The sequence below is a fragment of the Cellulomonas sp. 73-92 genome (assembly GCF_001898175.1).
Taxonomy (GTDB): Bacteria; Actinomycetota; Actinomycetes; order Actinomycetales; family Cellulomonadaceae; genus Cellulomonas.
Genome location: NZ_MKTH01000004.1, coordinates 1 through 16,276 on the forward strand (window position 1 = coordinate 1; position 16,276 = coordinate 16,276).

13 protein-coding genes are annotated in these 16,276 nt (G+C 67.9%); 5 read left to right on the top strand and 8 right to left on the bottom strand.

Going from position 1 to position 16,276, the window contains the following annotated elements; all coding sequences use genetic code 11:
• From BGO37_RS01075 to BGO37_RS01090, 4 genes are all read left to right on the top strand, one after another.
• Positions 1-1,083 (top strand): extracellular solute-binding protein (locus BGO37_RS01075; RefSeq protein ID WP_291751306.1); only part of this gene is annotated, 1,083 nt, incomplete at its 5' end.
• Positions 1,084-1,184: 101 nt separating this feature from the next.
• Positions 1,185-2,021, top strand: coding sequence for a carbohydrate ABC transporter permease (locus tag BGO37_RS01080; protein ID WP_291751308.1), 837 nt, complete (start codon positions 1,185-1,187; stop codon positions 2,019-2,021).
• 2 nt (positions 2,022-2,023) lie between these two features.
• On the top strand, positions 2,024-2,938 hold the full coding sequence (locus BGO37_RS01085; protein ID WP_291751310.1) for a carbohydrate ABC transporter permease: 915 nt from the start codon (positions 2,024-2,026) through the stop codon (positions 2,936-2,938).
• A 1-nt stretch (position 2,939) separates the two neighbouring features.
• Complete coding sequence (locus BGO37_RS01090) at positions 2,940-4,259, top strand: glycoside hydrolase family 32 protein (protein WP_291751313.1); 1,320 nt, start codon at positions 2,940-2,942, stop codon at positions 4,257-4,259.
• 46 nt (positions 4,260-4,305) lie between these two features.
• Here the strand turns inward: BGO37_RS01090 and BGO37_RS01095 are convergent, their stop codons facing one another.
• The 8 genes from BGO37_RS01095 to BGO37_RS01130 form a co-directional block, all read right to left on the bottom strand.
• Positions 4,306-5,226, bottom strand: a complete 921-nt coding sequence (locus BGO37_RS01095; protein WP_291751315.1) for a carbohydrate kinase family protein — start codon at positions 5,224-5,226, stop codon at positions 4,306-4,308.
• A gap of 70 nt (positions 5,227-5,296) precedes the next feature.
• Positions 5,297-6,373: a LacI family DNA-binding transcriptional regulator gene (locus tag BGO37_RS01100; protein ID WP_291751317.1), complete on the bottom strand. Its 1,077-nt coding sequence runs from the start codon at positions 6,371-6,373 to the stop codon at positions 5,297-5,299.
• Between the two features lie 164 nt (positions 6,374-6,537).
• Complete coding sequence (locus BGO37_RS01105) at positions 6,538-7,887, bottom strand: NosD domain-containing protein (protein WP_291751319.1); 1,350 nt, start codon at positions 7,885-7,887, stop codon at positions 6,538-6,540.
• A 95-nt stretch (positions 7,888-7,982) separates the two neighbouring features.
• Positions 7,983-8,822, bottom strand: coding sequence for a carbohydrate ABC transporter permease (locus BGO37_RS01110; RefSeq protein ID WP_291751322.1), 840 nt, complete (start codon positions 8,820-8,822; stop codon positions 7,983-7,985).
• Positions 8,819-9,706 (bottom strand): carbohydrate ABC transporter permease, encoded by an 888-nt coding sequence (locus BGO37_RS01115; protein ID WP_291751324.1) that lies wholly within the window; start codon positions 9,704-9,706, stop codon positions 8,819-8,821. Before BGO37_RS01115 ends, BGO37_RS01110 begins: the two co-directional genes overlap by 4 nt.
• Before the next feature lie 102 nt (positions 9,707-9,808).
• Positions 9,809-11,134 (bottom strand): sugar ABC transporter substrate-binding protein, encoded by a 1,326-nt coding sequence (locus tag BGO37_RS01120; RefSeq protein WP_291751325.1) that lies wholly within the window; start codon positions 11,132-11,134, stop codon positions 9,809-9,811.
• A 600-nt stretch (positions 11,135-11,734) separates the two neighbouring features.
• Positions 11,735-13,003: a glycoside hydrolase family 32 protein gene (locus tag BGO37_RS01125; protein WP_291751326.1), complete on the bottom strand. Its 1,269-nt coding sequence runs from the start codon at positions 13,001-13,003 to the stop codon at positions 11,735-11,737.
• A gap of 15 nt (positions 13,004-13,018) precedes the next feature.
• Complete coding sequence (locus BGO37_RS01130; RefSeq protein ID WP_291751328.1) at positions 13,019-14,374, bottom strand: glycoside hydrolase family 172 protein; 1,356 nt, start codon at positions 14,372-14,374, stop codon at positions 13,019-13,021.
• A gap of 518 nt (positions 14,375-14,892) precedes the next feature.
• Here BGO37_RS01130 and BGO37_RS01135 point away from each other — a divergent pair.
• Positions 14,893-16,218 (top strand): ABC transporter substrate-binding protein, encoded by a 1,326-nt coding sequence (locus BGO37_RS01135; protein WP_291751330.1) that lies wholly within the window; start codon positions 14,893-14,895, stop codon positions 16,216-16,218.
• Positions 16,219-16,276 lie beyond the last annotated feature (58 nt).

Genomic DNA, 16,276 nt, shown 5'->3' on the forward strand with positions numbered 1-16,276 from the left:
AGCCAGTCGCAGTACACGGTCAAGCTCCAGTCGTTCCCGCAGGCGTCGTACAACGACGCTGTCGTCGCGGCGGCCTCGGCGAAGAAGCTGCCGTGCATCGTGGACATCGACTCGCCCAACGTGCCCAACTGGGCGTGGGCGGGCTACATCAAGCCGCTGGGCCTTCCTGACAGCGAGTGGAGCGGCCAGCTCGCCAGCACGGTGGGCAAGGTGAACGACAAGGTCTACTCGTTCGGCCACTACGACGTGGCCCTGGCCTTCTACACCCGCAAGTCGATCCTGCAGTCGGTCGGGGCGCGGGTGCCCACGGTCGCCCAGCCGTGGACCAAGAGCGAGTTCGCGGACGTGCTGGCCAAGCTGAAGGCGACCGGGAAGTACCCCTACGCGCTCGACCTGGGCACCGGCGGCACGGGGGAGTGGATCACCTACGCCTACTCGCCCTTCCTGCAGTCCGCGGGTGGCGACCTGATCGACCGGAGCAGCTACAAGAAGGCTGACGGCGTGCTCAACGGTGCCCAGGCGATCGACTGGGCCAGCTGGATGCAGGGCCTGGTCAAGGACGGCTACATGTCCGCCAAGTCCGGCGCGGACCCGACCGCCGACTTCGCGAACGGCAAGTCGGCGATCCTGTACTCCGGCAGCTGGGCCGACGCGACCGTGACGAAGGCGTTCGGTGACGACGCCCTGGTCATCCCGCCGGTGGACCTGGGCCAGGGGCCGAAGGTCGGCGGCGGTTCCTGGCAGTGGGCGATCACCGCCCAGTGCGACAACACGGCGGGTGCCCAGGCATACCTGAAGTTCAGCCACCAGACGAAGTACGTCGCGGCATTGGCCAAGGCGACGGGCACCATCCCGGCCACGGACGCGGCGGCGGCCACGATGCCGGAGTACGCCACGGGCGGTGCATCGGAGATCTTCCGCACGTTCGCCCAGAAGTACGCGGTGGTCCGCCCGGTGACGCCGGCCTACCCGTTCATCACCTCGGTGTACCAGAAGGCCACGCAGGACATCCTCTCCGGCGGTGACCCCAAGACGATCCTCGCGACGGCCGGCCCGCGCGACCCATCCGGAGGTCTGTCATGACCGTCATCTCCCCAGCTCGGGCACGAGCCGTCCGCGCGCCGCGGGACGTCCCGGCAGCAAGGCACGCGGCACGACGCCACGAAGGACTGACCGCCCTGTGGATGGCCGGGCCTGCTGTAGCGCTGCTCATCCTGTTCATCGTCGTGCCGGTGATCCTCGCCTTCGTGCTCGCGTTCACCAACGCCCGCCTGATCTCGCCACGACCGGCGACGTTCGTCGGGCTGCACAACTTCGCCAACCTGTTCTCCGACCCGGTCTTCTGGGCCTCGCTCCGCAACACCTTCTACTTCGCCATCGTGGTGGTACCGATCCAAGCCGGTCTGGCACTCGTGCTGGCGCTGCTCGTCAACGCGAAGGTGCGAGGGACGAACTTCTTCCGGACCGTCTACTTCGTGCCGGTGGTGACCTCGATGGTCGTGGTCTCGCTGCTGTGGCGGTTCCTGTACCAGAAGGACGGTCTGCTCAACGCGCTGATCAGCGCCGTGCACCCCAGCTATGCACCGATCGACTGGCTCAACGACCCGCGCACCGCCATGCCGGCCATCATCGTGATGTCGATCTGGCAGGCCGTCGGCTTCCACATGATCATCTGGCTGTCCGGCCTTCAGACCATCCCTGCTGAGCTCTACGAAGCCGGGGATCTGGACGGTGCGGTCGGCTGGAAGCGGTTTCGGTACATCACCTGGCCGAGCCTGCTCGCCACCCGCACGTTCATCCTCATCACCATCACCATCGCAGCGCTGTCGCTGTTCACGCAGATCAGCGTGATGACGCAGGGCGGCCCGTTGGACTCGACGACGACCGTCGTCTACATGGCGGTGCGCACCGGGTACCAGCAGCTGGCCACCGGCTACGCCTCCGCGATCTCCCTCGTCTTCTTCGTGCTCGTCCTGATCGTGTCGGGCGTGCAGCGGTTCCTCACTCGCGAGAAGGACTGACCATGAGCACCGTCGTCGAGAACCCGCCTCGCGCGGGCCGTTCCGCGCACCGCCGGCGCACCGGCTGGCTCGTCCAGACAGGACGAATCCTGCTCGCCCTGCTCTTCGCCGGCCCGCTGCTGTTCCTCTTCGTGTCCTCACTCAAGCCCGACCTGCAGATCTTCGCCGACCTGCGCTCGTGGCGGGCGTTCGTGCCGCTGGGCCATGTCTCGTTCGCCAACTACAGCGCCGTGTTCGCCAGAGTGCCGTTCGCCCGGTTCCTGATGAACTCGATCGGCATCTCCGTGGTCACGGTCATGCTGGGTCTGCTCGTCAACTCCCTGGCCGCCTTCGCCCTTGCGCGGCTGCAGTGGCGGGGCAAGCAGCTCGTGCTCACCGGGATCATCGCGACGTTGATCCTGCCGTTCGAGACTCTTGCCCTGCCTCTGGTGTGGTGGGTGAACAAGCTGCCGTGGCTGACGATGAACGGCTTCCACCTGCAGCTGACGACCGGCTGGCTGGACACCTACCAGGTGCAGATCATCCCGTTCGTGGCCAACGCGTTCTCGGTCTACCTCTTCTACCAGTACTTCACGTCGATCCCGAAGGAGCTGGACGAGGCGGCCCGGATGGACGGGGCCGGGTGGTTCCGGATCTACCGCAACGTCGTCATGCCGCTGTCCGGGCCTGCGATCGCCACAGTTGCGATCCTGACCTTCCTGCCGGCTTGGAACTCCTACCTGTGGCCGCTGATGGTGGTGCAGTCCGAGGAGCTGCGGCCCGTGATGCTCGGCATCCAGTACTTCTTCCAGCTGAACGTCTCGTGGGGCCAGGTCATGGCGTACGCGTCGATGATCACCCTTCCCGTGCTGGCACTGTTCCTCGCCTTCCAGAAGGCGTTCATCGGGTCGATCGCGTCCTCCGGTGTGAAGGGTTGATGTGAGCACCGTTCTGCGACCGTCCTGGCACTTCACCACCGCCGACCGCTGGCTCAACGACCCCAACGGGCTCGTCTTCCACGACGGCACCTACCACCTGTTCTTCCAGTCCAACCCGTTCGGTCCCGAGTGGGGCGAGATGTCGTGGGGTCACGCGACCTCCACGGACCTCGTGCACTGGACCGACCTCGGCACCGCCATCCCGGCTCTTCCGGACGAGATGGTGTTCTCCGGCAGCGCAGTCGTCGACACCAATGACACCGCCGGCTTCGGCGCCGGTGCCATGGTGGCCGTCTACACGAGCGCCTACCGCTCTCCGTCTCCGCGTGCTGGCGTGCAGGCCCAATCCCTCGCCATCAGCAACGACGACGGGCTCACCTGGCGGCGCTACGAGGGCAACCCCGTGCTCGACGTCGGCGCGACGGACTTTCGTGACCCCTACGTCTTCTGGCACGAGGACCACTGGGTGATGGTCGTCGCCGAGTCCGTCGACCACCGGCTGTCCCTCTACACCTCGCGTGATCTGCGCTCGTGGGCGTTCTCGTCGACAGTGGGGCCGGCCTGGACTACCGCGGCGCTGTGGGAGTGCCCGGCTCTGCTCACGGTCCCGACTGCGGACGGCGACCGGGCGTGGGTACTGATGCTGTCGGTCAACCCCGGTGGCCCCACCGGTGGATCCGCGAGCCAGTACGTCCTGGGGGACTTCGACGGATACACGTTCGTCCCCGACGGCGACGCGTCGCCTCGTTGGCTCGACTACGGCCACGACTACTACGCCGCCGTCGCGTGGGGAGGAGTTCCGGACGGCCGGGCGTTGACGATCGCATGGGCGGACTCATGGCAGTACGCCCGCGACCTGCCCTCCGCGCCGTGGCGTGGAGCCATGTCCCTCGTCCGCCAGCTCGACGTCGTCACCGGCACGGACGGAGTTCGCCGACTGAGGCAACAGCCGGTCCTGGGCGGACAAGAGGGCGGCGGCCCGGCCGTGACGCACCTGAGGCTGCCGTGCGGGCACGGCACGTCAGCGTCCGTCAGGCTTCTCGACGACCGTGATCAGCAGACTGTCGTTCTGACGGTCGATGGTGACGCGGGAACGCTGAGCCTCGACCGGAGCGGTTGCGGAGCGATGCCTCCGGCGGCAACGGCCGTGGCGGCGACTGCTCCCCTTGCCGCGAGTGAGGAGATCGACGTCACGATCATCGTCGACGGATCCGTCGTCGAAGTGTTCGCGGCCGACGGGACCATCACCTTCTGCGAACGGCTGTTGGCCACCTCGCCGCTGTCTCGCGTCGAGGTGCGGGAAGTCAGTCGGCGCCGCTAGTCCCGTACGGCTGACGCCCGCAGACGGTCGCGCACGGCAGCGGGCGTCAGCCGTCGAGCTCTTCCTTGGACGGTGGGTTGGCTCCTGCCCTCGAGACGTTGATCGCCGCGGCGCGACCAGCGCGAGCGAGGACCTTCCGCAGCTCGTCCGCGTCCAGTCCCGCAAGACGGTGGCTGGACCGTGGCCCGAGAGTGCGGGCATCCATCAAGCCGTCGATGAGAGCCGCCATCAGCGTGTCGCCGGCGCCCACCGTGTCGACCACGTCCACGCGAACCGGCGGCACACGGCACGTGCCGTGCTGGCTCACCGCGAAGCACCCGTTGGCGCCCATCGTGACGACAGCCAGGCCTGGACCGGCCTCCAGCCAGCCTCGCGCGACCGACTCGGCGTCGGCCCCGTCGTACAGCCAGGCGATGTCCTCGTCGCTGGCCTTGACCACGTCGACGAACCTAAGGACGCTCTCCAGCCGCTCGCGTGAGCGGTGCGGGTCACCCATCAGCTCGGGGCGGACGTTCGGATCCAGGCTGACCGAGCTGTGGTCCCGAACGGACAGCAGCAGAGCGTCCAGCTCAGCAGGGGCCGAAGACAAGAAGACGGGGAACGAGCCGAGGTGCAGATGCGAGCCTCGCGGTGCCGGCAGATTCGGTCCTGCTGCCCACGTGACCGAGAACTCGTAGGCGGCCGCACCACTCTCGTCGAGCACCGCGACCGCCGAGGGCGTCGGAGTGCCCTCCGCCGCGACGTTGATTACGCGCACGTGCTCGCGTGCGAGGTGCGCACGCATCAGCTGTCCGTGCTCGTCGTCCCCCAGGCAGGTGGCGAAGTCGACGCGTCGGCCAAGTCGGGCCAACCCGACCGCGACGTTCGCAGCGCTCCCGCCGGGGTAGGTCACTTCGTGCTGGGCGCTGTATCGAATGGTGTCCGCGACACATTCGCCTAGCACGTTGACATCGACGCCGTTCGGCATGCAGTCACCTCTACTAAAGGAGAACCCGAGAAACACAGGGGAGTAGCGGACGGGTGCGCGCTGGCAGCCTTCAGGACGCGGCGGTGCCAGTCCGCGCCCGCGTCTTGTGCGGCTTGGCGATCGACTCGCGCTGGACCGTGCGGCAGGGCATCAGCACGGAGTCTGCGGTGGCTGCCTCGTCCCCGAGCAGCGTGGCGAGGGTCTCGACGGCCCAGGCACCCATCTCGTAGTGCGGAAGCGCCACGGTGGTCAGCCCTGGGAACAGGCTTTCGGGGATCGGTGCTTGGTCGTCGAAGCCGATGACGGACACGTCCTGAGGGATCCGCCGGCGCCGCTCCGCGAGAGCGCGGTACACGCCCATCGCCATCCGGTCGTTGTAGGCGAAAATCGCGGTCGGGTCCCCACCCTGCTCGAGCAGACGCATCGTTCCGGCGTACCCACCGCGTGCCTCTGACTCCACTTCGGCCTGCAACCTGGGGTCAACCGGGACACCGGCTTCCGCCATGGCGTCGTGGTAGCCAAGTAGTCGCCCGCGGGTCGCGGGGACGTCCTCGCAACCGTTGAGGAAGGCAATGCGTCTGTGGCCGACGGCCAGCAGGTCACGCACCGCGTCCGCGGCGCCCTGTCGCTCGTCCGGCACCACAGACGGCAGCTTCCCGGTCCGGTCGGTCGCACCGATGAGCACCGCCGGCACCGACAGCAGCTCCTGCGGCGGGGTCACCGTGTCGTGGTAGACGGTCGCGTAGATGATGCCGTCGACGTGGCGGTCGAGGAGGGCGACCACGTCGTTCCGGCGTTCGTCGGCATCGGCCTGCAGGGCGGCGTTGATGATCGCCAGCGTCAGGTTGTGCCGGCTGGCGGCTTCCTGCGCGCCGAGGATGATCCGGCCGGCGTGCGGAGTGGTGGCGATCTCCTCGGTCAGCAGTCCGATCATCCCCGAGCTGTTGGTACGCAGCCCGCGGGCCAACCGGTTCGGGTGGTAGTTCAGCCGCCGGGCGACCTCCTTGATCCGCTCGCGGGTCTCGGCGTTGACCCGGCCGTTCAGCGAGTCGTTCAGGGCATGCGAGACCGTCGTGAGGGAGACGCCCGCCTCTTGGGCAACGTCCTTGATGCCGACTCGTCGAGCCACTTCGCTGATACTCCTCACGGCTGGCGCTGCGCACGTGGGGCACGCAGCACACGTAGGTTATGCGGGTCGAACCGGCTGCGAATGGCTCACGGCGCGGCTGACAGCAGCGCGGTCCGACGGCACGGCCCGGCACATCGGCACGGTTGCAAAACGTTCGCCAAAGGGGCTCACTCCTCGGGTGCTCATCTGACCAAGCCGCCAAGGGTCGGTGTCGGTCTGAACGCGTTGGTCGCCCGGTCGAGATCCACCTGTGTCTCGTCACCCGAGTCGAGGACCGTGTTGCCGAACGATGCGCCGTCGACCAGAACAGTGGTCACCGGCAGCTGTCTCGATGACGCCGCGGTCAGGAGAGCGTCGACCTGTGCCGCGTACGCGGAGTCGCCCGTGCCGGCCCGGACGTCGCTGGCAACCACGTGGTTGTTGGCCAGGTAGTTACCGCTCCCCGAGGCGACACGCATGATGACGGGCGTCGCGCTGGCGGGGCTGATCCTCGTGGCGTCGACGATCTCGGAGAAGTGGTTGCCGATCACGGAGTTGCCGCTGCCCTCGATCCGCAGCAGGCCGGTGGTGTCATCCAGCCCGTTGTCGATCCCGAGGAACGGCGCCCACGGTTCGTTGTCGCGGAGGAAGTGGTTGGAGGCCACCAGGTTCTCCGAGGAGGCCGCGGTGAGGGTCACCATCCCGGGGTAGAAGGAGTGCAGCCGGTTGCTGGTGATGCTCGACCGCGTCACCCCTGCGAGCTCGACGCTGCTGGCCCCGCGGGGGAATACGTTGTTCGCGGCGATGAGCAGCCCACCATGGTGCTCCGCGAAGATCGAGCGCCCCCGAAAGCCCGCCCCGATGAGGTTGTCGGTGATCTTCGAGGCCTGGCCCCAGCCGCGCAGCTCGATGCAGCTGCCGCACTCGGCGATGAAGTTGTCGTGGATGGACAGAGCATCGGCATGCCACACCGTCACGCCGTGCTCCAGGTACACCAGCCCCATCCCCGTGATGCGGACCGAGTCGTTGGCGCTCGCGATCAGGATGCCGGTCTTCCCGTTCCGGTAGGTGTTCTCCGGGTGCAGGTCGGAACCGTCCGGCTCGAAGTGCAGGCCGTCGATGCAGAAGTTGGAGAACTCGACGGAGCTGATCCGAGGGCTGCCGTCACGTTCCACCCGGAACGCGGCGGCGACCGACTGGTCGGCACCGCTGTTCGGAGGCAGGTCGACCAGCACGCGGCTCCCGCCGGGCCACAGCTCGTGCAGCTGGGACCACTCGTTCTCGGGGACGTTGAAGCGGATGCTGGACGAGGTGAAGCCGTGCCCGGAGCCTTCGATCCGCAGGTAGCTGATGTCGATGTGCACCTGCGTGCGGAGGTGGTAGTCGCCCGGCGGGAGGTAGATGACGGCGCCGGGCTTGCCGCCGTCGTTCAGATCCGTGGCGGTCTGCCTGTGCTTGATGTCGGCGAGGATGCTGTTGATCACCTCGCCGAGGTCCTCGTGAGGGTCGCCCACCGGCCACGACGTGACGTCGTAGCGGTTGTTGCTGGCCATGCGCTGTTCCTCCTGGTGCCCTGCTTGCTCGGGTCGTGCCACCACCGCCGTCGGACGGGAAGTGCTCGAGGGTCGAAGTCGTGCCGGCGTCGCGGTCATCCCTTCACGGCCCCGAGCGTGAGGCCGGCGACGATGTGCCGCTGGAGCAGGAGCGTCAGGAGGATCACGGGGATGGAGTAGAGGGCTGCCAGCGCCGTCATCGACCCCCAGTCGAGGCCGAACTGGGTCTGGAAGTTCGCGATCGCCAGCGGTGTGGTCTGTGCGCGGACGCTGGTCAGGAGCAGCGCGAAGAGGAACTCGTTCCACGAGGCGAGGAAGGCGAAGATCGCGGTCACGGCCATCCCGCCGGACACCACGGGGATCACCACGCGCCACAACGCTCCGAGCCGTGAGCAGCCGTCGACCTTGGCCGCCTCGTCCAGCTCGTCCGGAACGGCCTCGAAGAAGCTGGACATCAGCCAGATCGACAGCGGCAGGGAGATCGTCGTGTGGGCGATCGCCAGTCCTGTCGGCGTGTCGAGAAGGTGCAGGCTGCTGATCGTCGAGCTCAGCGGGATGCCGACCGCCACCGGTGGAACCATCCGGGTGACGAGCGCCAGCATCACGAAGAAGCGGCCGGCCCTGGTGCGGAACCTGGTGATCGCGTAGGCGGCGGGTACTGCCAGCACCAGCGAGAGCAGGGTGCTGATGGTGGCGGTGGAGATGCTGTTGATGAAGGACGCCGGCACCCCGTGGGACGCCCACACCGCCGCGTAGTTGGCGGTGGTCCAGCGCGACGGCAGGACCGTCGGCGGGACAGCAAGCGTCTCGAGCGGGGGCTTGAACGACGTCAGGAGCAGGTAGAGGAAGGGGAAGGCGTAGAGCACGACCACTGTGACGAGAAGTGCCCACAGCAGGGTCCGGGTGGCGGGTCGGCGGATCTCGAGGCCGTTCATGCGTCGGCCCCCGGCCGCCAGATGGTCACGACCGCTGCGACCGCGACGGCCAGCATGACCAGCAGGTACATGGTCGCCATGGCGCTGGCCAGACCGGGCTCGCCGAACCGGACCATGGTCCGGTAGATCAGCAGGCTCAGGGTCTGTGACGCGTTCTCAGGTCCACCGCCGGTCTGGATCAGGATGATGTCGAACGCCTTGGCCGCGTCGATGCCGCGGACGATGAGGGTCACCGCGATCACCGGTCGGAGCAGCGGCACGATGATGCGCCGCAGCAGAGTCCACCCCTTGGCGCCGTCGAGGCGTGCGGCCTCGATGACGTCGCCCGGGATGTTCTGCAGACCGGCGAACAGGACGAGGGCCATGAACGCCGTGGTGAGCCAGATGTCGGGGATCGCCACGGAGAACAGCACGATCCGCGAGTTCGAGAGCCACCCGATGTCGCTGGCGGAATGCAGGATGCCGACGCGGGCCAGCAGGGTGTTGACGATGCCGGAGTTGTCGATCAGCAGGAACCGCCACAGCAGACCTGCCACGACCGGCGCGATCATCAGCGGGTACATGAAGATCGTCCGGAACACCGCCGACCGACGGCCGATCGCGCTGAATAGGAGCGCCGTGGCCAGCCCGAGCACGAACTCCGCAGACACGACGAGAACGGTGTAGGCCAGGGTCCGTACAGCCGAGCTGCGGAACCCGGAGCTGGCCAGGGCGGTCGTGTAGTTGCCCAGCCCGACGAAGGTGCGCGGACCTCCGGCGATCGGCGAGATGTCGTAGAAGCTGTTCATGACCAGCCGCACGATGGGCCAGGCCACGAAGGCTGCGAGGAAGAGCGCCGCCGGCACCATCAGGAGTGCGGCGAAGCGTCGGTCGGTGAGACGCACAGGGAACCTTCTGCCGGCGGCGTTGCCGCGCTACGGGGATGGGACGGGTGGTGGGGCGGGTGTGGCCGGCGCTGCAGGGCGCGCCGGCCACACCCGGGCCGCTCAGCCGACGATGCCTTCGATCTGCTTCTTGGCGTCGTCGAGCAGCTTCTGGTTGTCGGTGCCGTTGCCGTCAACGGCCTTCTGGATCATCGGGACGAGGACGGTGTCCACGATCTGCTGCCACTTGGCGTTGGCAGGCCGCGGCTGAGTCCCGTTGGCGCCGAGGGTCGTGATCAGCGGGTTGAGGTTCTCGTGGCCCGCCTGCGCCGCCGCGCTCTGCAGGGCCGACTTCGTCGCCGCGAGGCCCAAAGTGGTGTTCAGCCCCAGTGCGTTGTTCTCGTACGCGAACTCGATGAACTTCTTGGCCTCGGCCGAGTTCTTCGTGGCCTTCGGGACGGACAGGTACCAGGCGCCGGGGATGGCGCCGATGCCGCCGTCACCCGCCGGCATGGGGGCGACGCCGACCTTGCCGTAGACGGGGGAGTCCTTCGGGATCTGGGTGTAGGCGTGCGCCCAGAAGCGGGTCATGGCCAGACCGCCCTGGTTGAACAGGTTCTGCGCCGCGGCCCAGTCGATCTGGGAGGCGCCGGCCGGTGCGACCTTGTCCTTGGTCGCCAGCTGCGTGTAGTAGTCGAGAGCCTTCTTGTGCGCGGCGTCGTTGATGATCACCTTGCCGCTGTCGTCCAGCACGACGTTCTTGTCACCGGCCTGCAGCACCGTGGCGAGCCACTCGGTCTCGACCTTGCCCTTGACGTCCGTGCCGTACAACTTGGGCGTGCCACCGTTGGCTGCGGCGCTGTCCTGGGTGAAGAACTTGGCGACGTCGAGGTACTGCTGCCAGGTGGTCGGGACGACCAGGTCGTACCCGTACTTGGCCTTGAAGGCGGCCTTCTTCGACTCGTCGTTGAACAGATCGGTGCGATAGAACAGCAGCTCGGCGTTGGTCCACGCCGGCATGCCGATGAAGTGCCCGTTGGACTGGGCCTCCTTCAACAGCGACGGGAACATGTCGCCCTTCACCTTGTCGGTGAACAGGTCGTCGATGGGCGTCAGACCGTCCTTGAACGCCGTGAGCCAGACTGCGTCGAGCGCCGCGACGTCGAACGACACGTTGCCCGAGGACAGCTCGCTGTTGAGCCGGTCGTACAGGCCGTCGTACGGCAGCTCGACGAACGTGATCTTGGTTCCGGTCTCCTGCGTGAACTTGTCGGCGACCGGCTGCAGCTCGCCGTGACCGCCGCCCTCAACGAGGACGGTCAGCGTGCCGGCACCGCCGGCAGCTGCGGTTCCGGACGAGGTGCTCTTGCTGGTGGTGCCGCCCGCACCGCAGGCCGCGACCGTGACGAGGGTGGCTGCTGCCAGACCCGCCACCACTGAACGTCGCACCAGGCGGCGCGATCCAACTTCCCACGACCTCATCGAGGGGACTCCTTCGTCCTGTCGGGACGCACCGCGACCGTCGAGGTGCGCAAACGTTTTGCAAAAACGTTCACGCACAAAGTAGAGGGGTCCGTCTCCGGGCGTCAACCCGCGTCACGTCACGGTTCGGACACGGCGCGCTGGAGTGCGGAACAGCGGCCACGATGCGCGTCTGAGGCGAGGGGCGGAGCGCGTCGTCCGTCGGGATGTCTGGCAGTGTCGGACGGACCTCGAGGTCACTGACGACTCGAGGAGTTCAGGTTGGAGCTCGTCGATCCCAGGAGCCTTCTGCGACGCGGTCACGCGCGAGGGCACACCTGGCCCCCGGCGGATAGGGAGGCGCGCCGGGGGCCGGGTGCGGCCTAGCGGCCTACCCGCCGGCTGCGGGCGTGAGAGGCGAGGGGCGACCCCGGGGAAGGGCGCGGACCGCGCGGTGCGATGGCTCAGCCCGACGCCTGAAGGACGCCGGGCTCAGTTAGTCACACGGTTCTCGATGACCGCGGAGAACTGGCGAGATCGTTGGACAGGCGCGGCCACAAAGCGCGCGCCTGTCCAACGATTCGCAGATCAGGACAGGGTCCACACGTCGGCGCTGGCGCCGCCCTCGACCGTCACGTGGTTGTCCCGATCAACGGCGACCGGGGCGGCGAGCACTCCACCGGCGGTGAACACCTCGACGACCGGGCCGTCCAGCACGACGCGGACGTCCACTCCGTCGATCGGCATGGTGAACGTCCCCGCCGACGTGGACACGGTCACCTCGGCAGCCGCCGCGACGACACGCACCGCGTCGTCGCCGATGGTGAGCGTGGCCCGTGAACCCGGACCGTCGAGCGTCATCGTGACGTCGACCGTGCTGCCGGCGTCCACCGAGGAGTCGCGGACGTCCGTGCTTCCGGCTGTCCGGGCCTTGGTGAGGCTCGGGTGAGGCGATGCGACGACACGATCGCCGGCCAGGGCCAGGTGGTGCGGCAGCGAGTGTGCACTGGCCCACGTCCCGGCAGGGCCGTCGACGTCCCGCAGCCAGTAGATCAGCCCGCGTTCCCCGTCCCTGTCCTCGAACGCGGAGCCGGCGTAGTAGGACGGCCCGTACGAGAGACGACCCCACGACTCGGCCGTGAACCGGCCGTCCTCGTAGGTGCCGATCGCGTAGCCCTCGTAGTAGGGGACGAACGGCTCCCACACCGACACGGTCAGGACCCACTTGTCGCCGAGGCGGAACAGCTGGGGGCACTCCCAGACGGCGCCCATCCAGACCGGCGTCGTCTCGTCGCGATGCCGTTCCGCCAGGAACCCGTCGTAACGCCACTCCTGGAGATCCTCGGAGGCGAAGGTCAGAGCGGTTGCGGTGCCGTCAGGCAGACCGGCGCCCATGAGCATGCGCCACGTGGTGCCGTCGTGGAACACGTAGGGGTCGCGGAACGCGACGACGTCCACGCCCGGGGGCAGCTCCGCGACGACGGCACCCTTGGTCCAGGTGTTCCACGTCGCGTCGGCCGGGCGCGCGATGCGGGCCTTGCCGATCTGGACGTCGTCCAGCTGGACTGTCGTGTAGAACAGCGCGGCCGGTTCGCCGTCCGGCCGCACGATGCTGCCGGACCACACGCCGTCGTCACCGTCACCCGGCTCGAGGGCGACAGGCCCCTCCGTCCAGTGCAGCCCGTCGGGACTGGTGGCGTGCCCCCACCGCTGGTTCGGGCCCCACTCGGTCTGCCCGGGCACGAACTGGAAGAACAGGTGGTACTGGCCCTCGTGGTACGTCAGCCCGAGCGGGTCGTTGATCCACCCCTCCCTTGCCGTGAAGTGCAGGAGGGGACGCGTCAGGTCGTTGCTCATCGGTGTCCGTCCCTCTCAGCGCTGCTGGTCGAAGCGTGCGCGGATGTCCCGCGCTTGTGCGGCGTTGCCTGCTTCCCAGGCGTCGATCTCGGGGACGCGCTCGGCACGGACCCGGTCGCGTTCGGCCACGAACTTCTCCATCCGGGCAGCCGTCGCCTCTCGGGCCGCCTGCTGCGCCGGGCTGAGCGGCGGCAGGGGTGACGTGACGACGGCGTCGCGCGGACGCAGCGGCAGGCGATCCTCGACAGGCGGGATCGTCAGCGGTGCGGTGGGCAGCGTCTGGTACCAGTACGCGACCGAGGCCCAGTCGTCGGACAGGTGGTTGGCGTGGCCGTGCTCGAACGACACCTTGATGCGCGTGGTGAAGCGGATCGGGTCGACCATGTGGAACCGGTAGCTGTGGTGGAAGCCGGGCACGTCCTCCTCGTGGACGATCGTGCCGTTCATCAGGTACGCGTTGTGCTGCATGCCCCACGCATGCCCGAAGTAGTCCTCCATACCGGTGCCGTGCAGGCTGGGCGGCCAGGTGTCGTCGTCGATGAAGATCATGTCGTCGCCCTCGCCCCACCAGGAGCCCTGGAAGTGGCGCACGGCCAGGGTGCAGCCGACGTAGTGGCCGTGGCCCTCGACCTCGAGCGCGACGTAGTTGTCCTTCCCGTCCAGGTCCGGGATGTTGACCTCGATCGCGTTGGACTGCAGGTCCGGTCCCCAGCCGTTGCACGGACGCGCCTGCCGGTAGTGCGCGTGGAAGTAGGCCACGTCCTCGGCCAGCGGCTGCGGGTACAGCTCGTAGTCGATGTAGAAGTACTGCAGGTAGGGCACGTCGTTCTGGTTCTCCACGACGACTCGCGCCCGCTTGTTGAACGGCATCTGGAAATAGCTGTTGAACGCCGCGGAGCCACCGAACGTGTGCAGCTCGGCCTCCTTCGCCGACACGGACAGCGGCAGCGACTCGTAGGACCCCGAGAGGGAGTTCATCAGCCCGAAGAAGTCCCCGAGAGGGGCGATCACGCTCGGAGTCTCCTGGTCGTCCCAGTAGATCTTCAGGACGACCTTCCGGTAGTAGTCCGGGTCGACGACCTCCCAGCTGACCCCGAGCGCGTTGTGGATCTCGAGCATCGGCACGCCGACGACGTCCGGGGGGATCTGGCCTGGCCCCGGTTGGAGCCGGCACGACTGCGTCATCCAGATGTGGGTGATCGCCCCCGGCCCCTCGAGGTCGGCCAGGACGCGCTCCTCGCCAGGGCGGATCAGCCAGTTGTCCCGGTTGCGACCGGTCTGGTCCCAGCTCGAGGAGCGCGCCGTTCGCACGTCCCGGGTTCGGGTGAGGTCTCCCAGGATGCCCTTCGCGGGCCCGGATTCACGGTCCATCGTCGTTCTCCCATCCTCGGTGCCTCGGGCAGCAGTGTCCGGCACACCGCGGCGTCGCCTCGTTGCGTCAGGCAGGCGCCGACTCGCGACGGGGCCTCGAGTGATCGAGGCCACCAGGCATCGAAACGTTTGTCGGTCGGGTGCAGCATGGTGCCCGGCACGGCGCGCGTCAAGCGCCCCTGCGAGAGCTGGGGTTCACGCTGGTCCGCCGACGCGACAGCGCGGGAGTCCGGGTGTCTGTGCAGGTGGCGTGAGCACCAGCTCGGCAGCGGCGACCAGACCGGGGGACCCAGCCACTTGACGATGCGTCGGGAACGGCTCTACGGTCACCAGGCAAACGTTTCGCGTCGATCTCGCTCATCGTCGAGCACCGTGACCTGGTCGGCGTGGAACCACCGAGCACTGCCAACAGCAAGCCCTGGGGACCACGGCCGTGGTGCGGATGCCCGGCCCGACCCTTCGGTCGCCGATCGACCGACGGCCCAGTACAGCGACGTGCGACAGGAGTGGAGCAGACGATGAACAACCAGCGACGACGGTGGGGCTATGCACACCCGCGCGGAGCCGCAGTGGCGCTGGCGGCGCTGACGGCACTCGGCCTGGCGGCCTGCAGCTCGGGCTCGGCTGGTGCCGGCAGCTCCTCGGCCGGCGGCAAGGTTCAGATTACGCTGTCGATGCAGAACCCCAACGTCCAGCAGCAGGACCCGGCCACGTACGCGATCGTCCAGGCCTTCCAGAAGGCCAACCCCGACATCACGGTGAAGCTCGAGGGGCAGACGGTCGACGAGCACGAGAAGGCGATGCAGGTCGCGGCCCAGTCAGGCACGCTCCCGGACATCTTCTGGGTCTACAACTCCCTGGCCTCGCAGATGGCCCAGCAGGGCAAGCTGCTCGACCTCGGTCCGGTCCTCCAGAGCGGTGCCCTCACCGACAAGTTCCCGAAGGCGATGCTGTCGGGCTACACCAGCAACGGCACCCAGTACGGCGTGCCCTACCAGTCGCTCGTGACGGGCCTGTACGTGAACACCGCGATCCTGCAGAAGTACGGGCTCAGCGAGCCGAAGACCTTCGACGACCTGCTGAACGTCGCCCAGGTGCTGTCCAAGAACGGGGTCACGACCATCGCGCAGGGTGCGAGCAAGTCGGCCTACAGCGTGTGGGCGTTCCTGACGATGCTCGACAGGTTCGGGTACGAGGACAAGTACCAGGACATCCTCTCGGGCAAGAGCAGCTACAACAACGCCGACTTCCTGCGGCTCTACCAGCACATCGAGCAGTTGGCGAAGGCCGGCGCGTTCTCCAAGAACGTGTCCACCCAGACCTACGTGCAGGCGGTCGAGGAGTACACCAGCGGCAACGCCGCGATGCTCGACTCCGGCGTCTGGGCCGCCGGCGACATCCAGAAGAGCTCGGTCGCGGCCAACACCAAGTTCTGGGCCGGTCCGACGTTCTCCGACGGTGTCGGTGACCAGAACCTGTACATGAACGCGCCGTCGGCGCCGCTGGTGGTCAGCGCTGAGGTGAAGAAGTCGACCGCCAAGCTCGACGCGGTCAAGAAGTTCATGGCGTTCTACTACGGCGACTCCGGCCAGCAGATCCTCGTGGACAACGCGCAGACGCCGGTCACGAACTACAAGCCGAAGGTCGACGCCAGCGCTCAGCCCGTCTTCGCCTCGGTCCTGGCGGTGCTGCAGCAGGACGGCTGGCACAGCCCGGCCGCACAGCCGGACCTGGTGGTGTCGGCGGAGACCTCGAGCGCCATGTACGACAGCATCTACGGCGTGATCCAGGGCGTGTACTCCCCGTCCCAGGCCCTCGACGTGGTGCAGAAGACGATCCACTGAGCAACCGCCGCTCGGGGCAGGCGCGCGCCCAGCGGCCTGCCCCGAGCGGGCACACAGG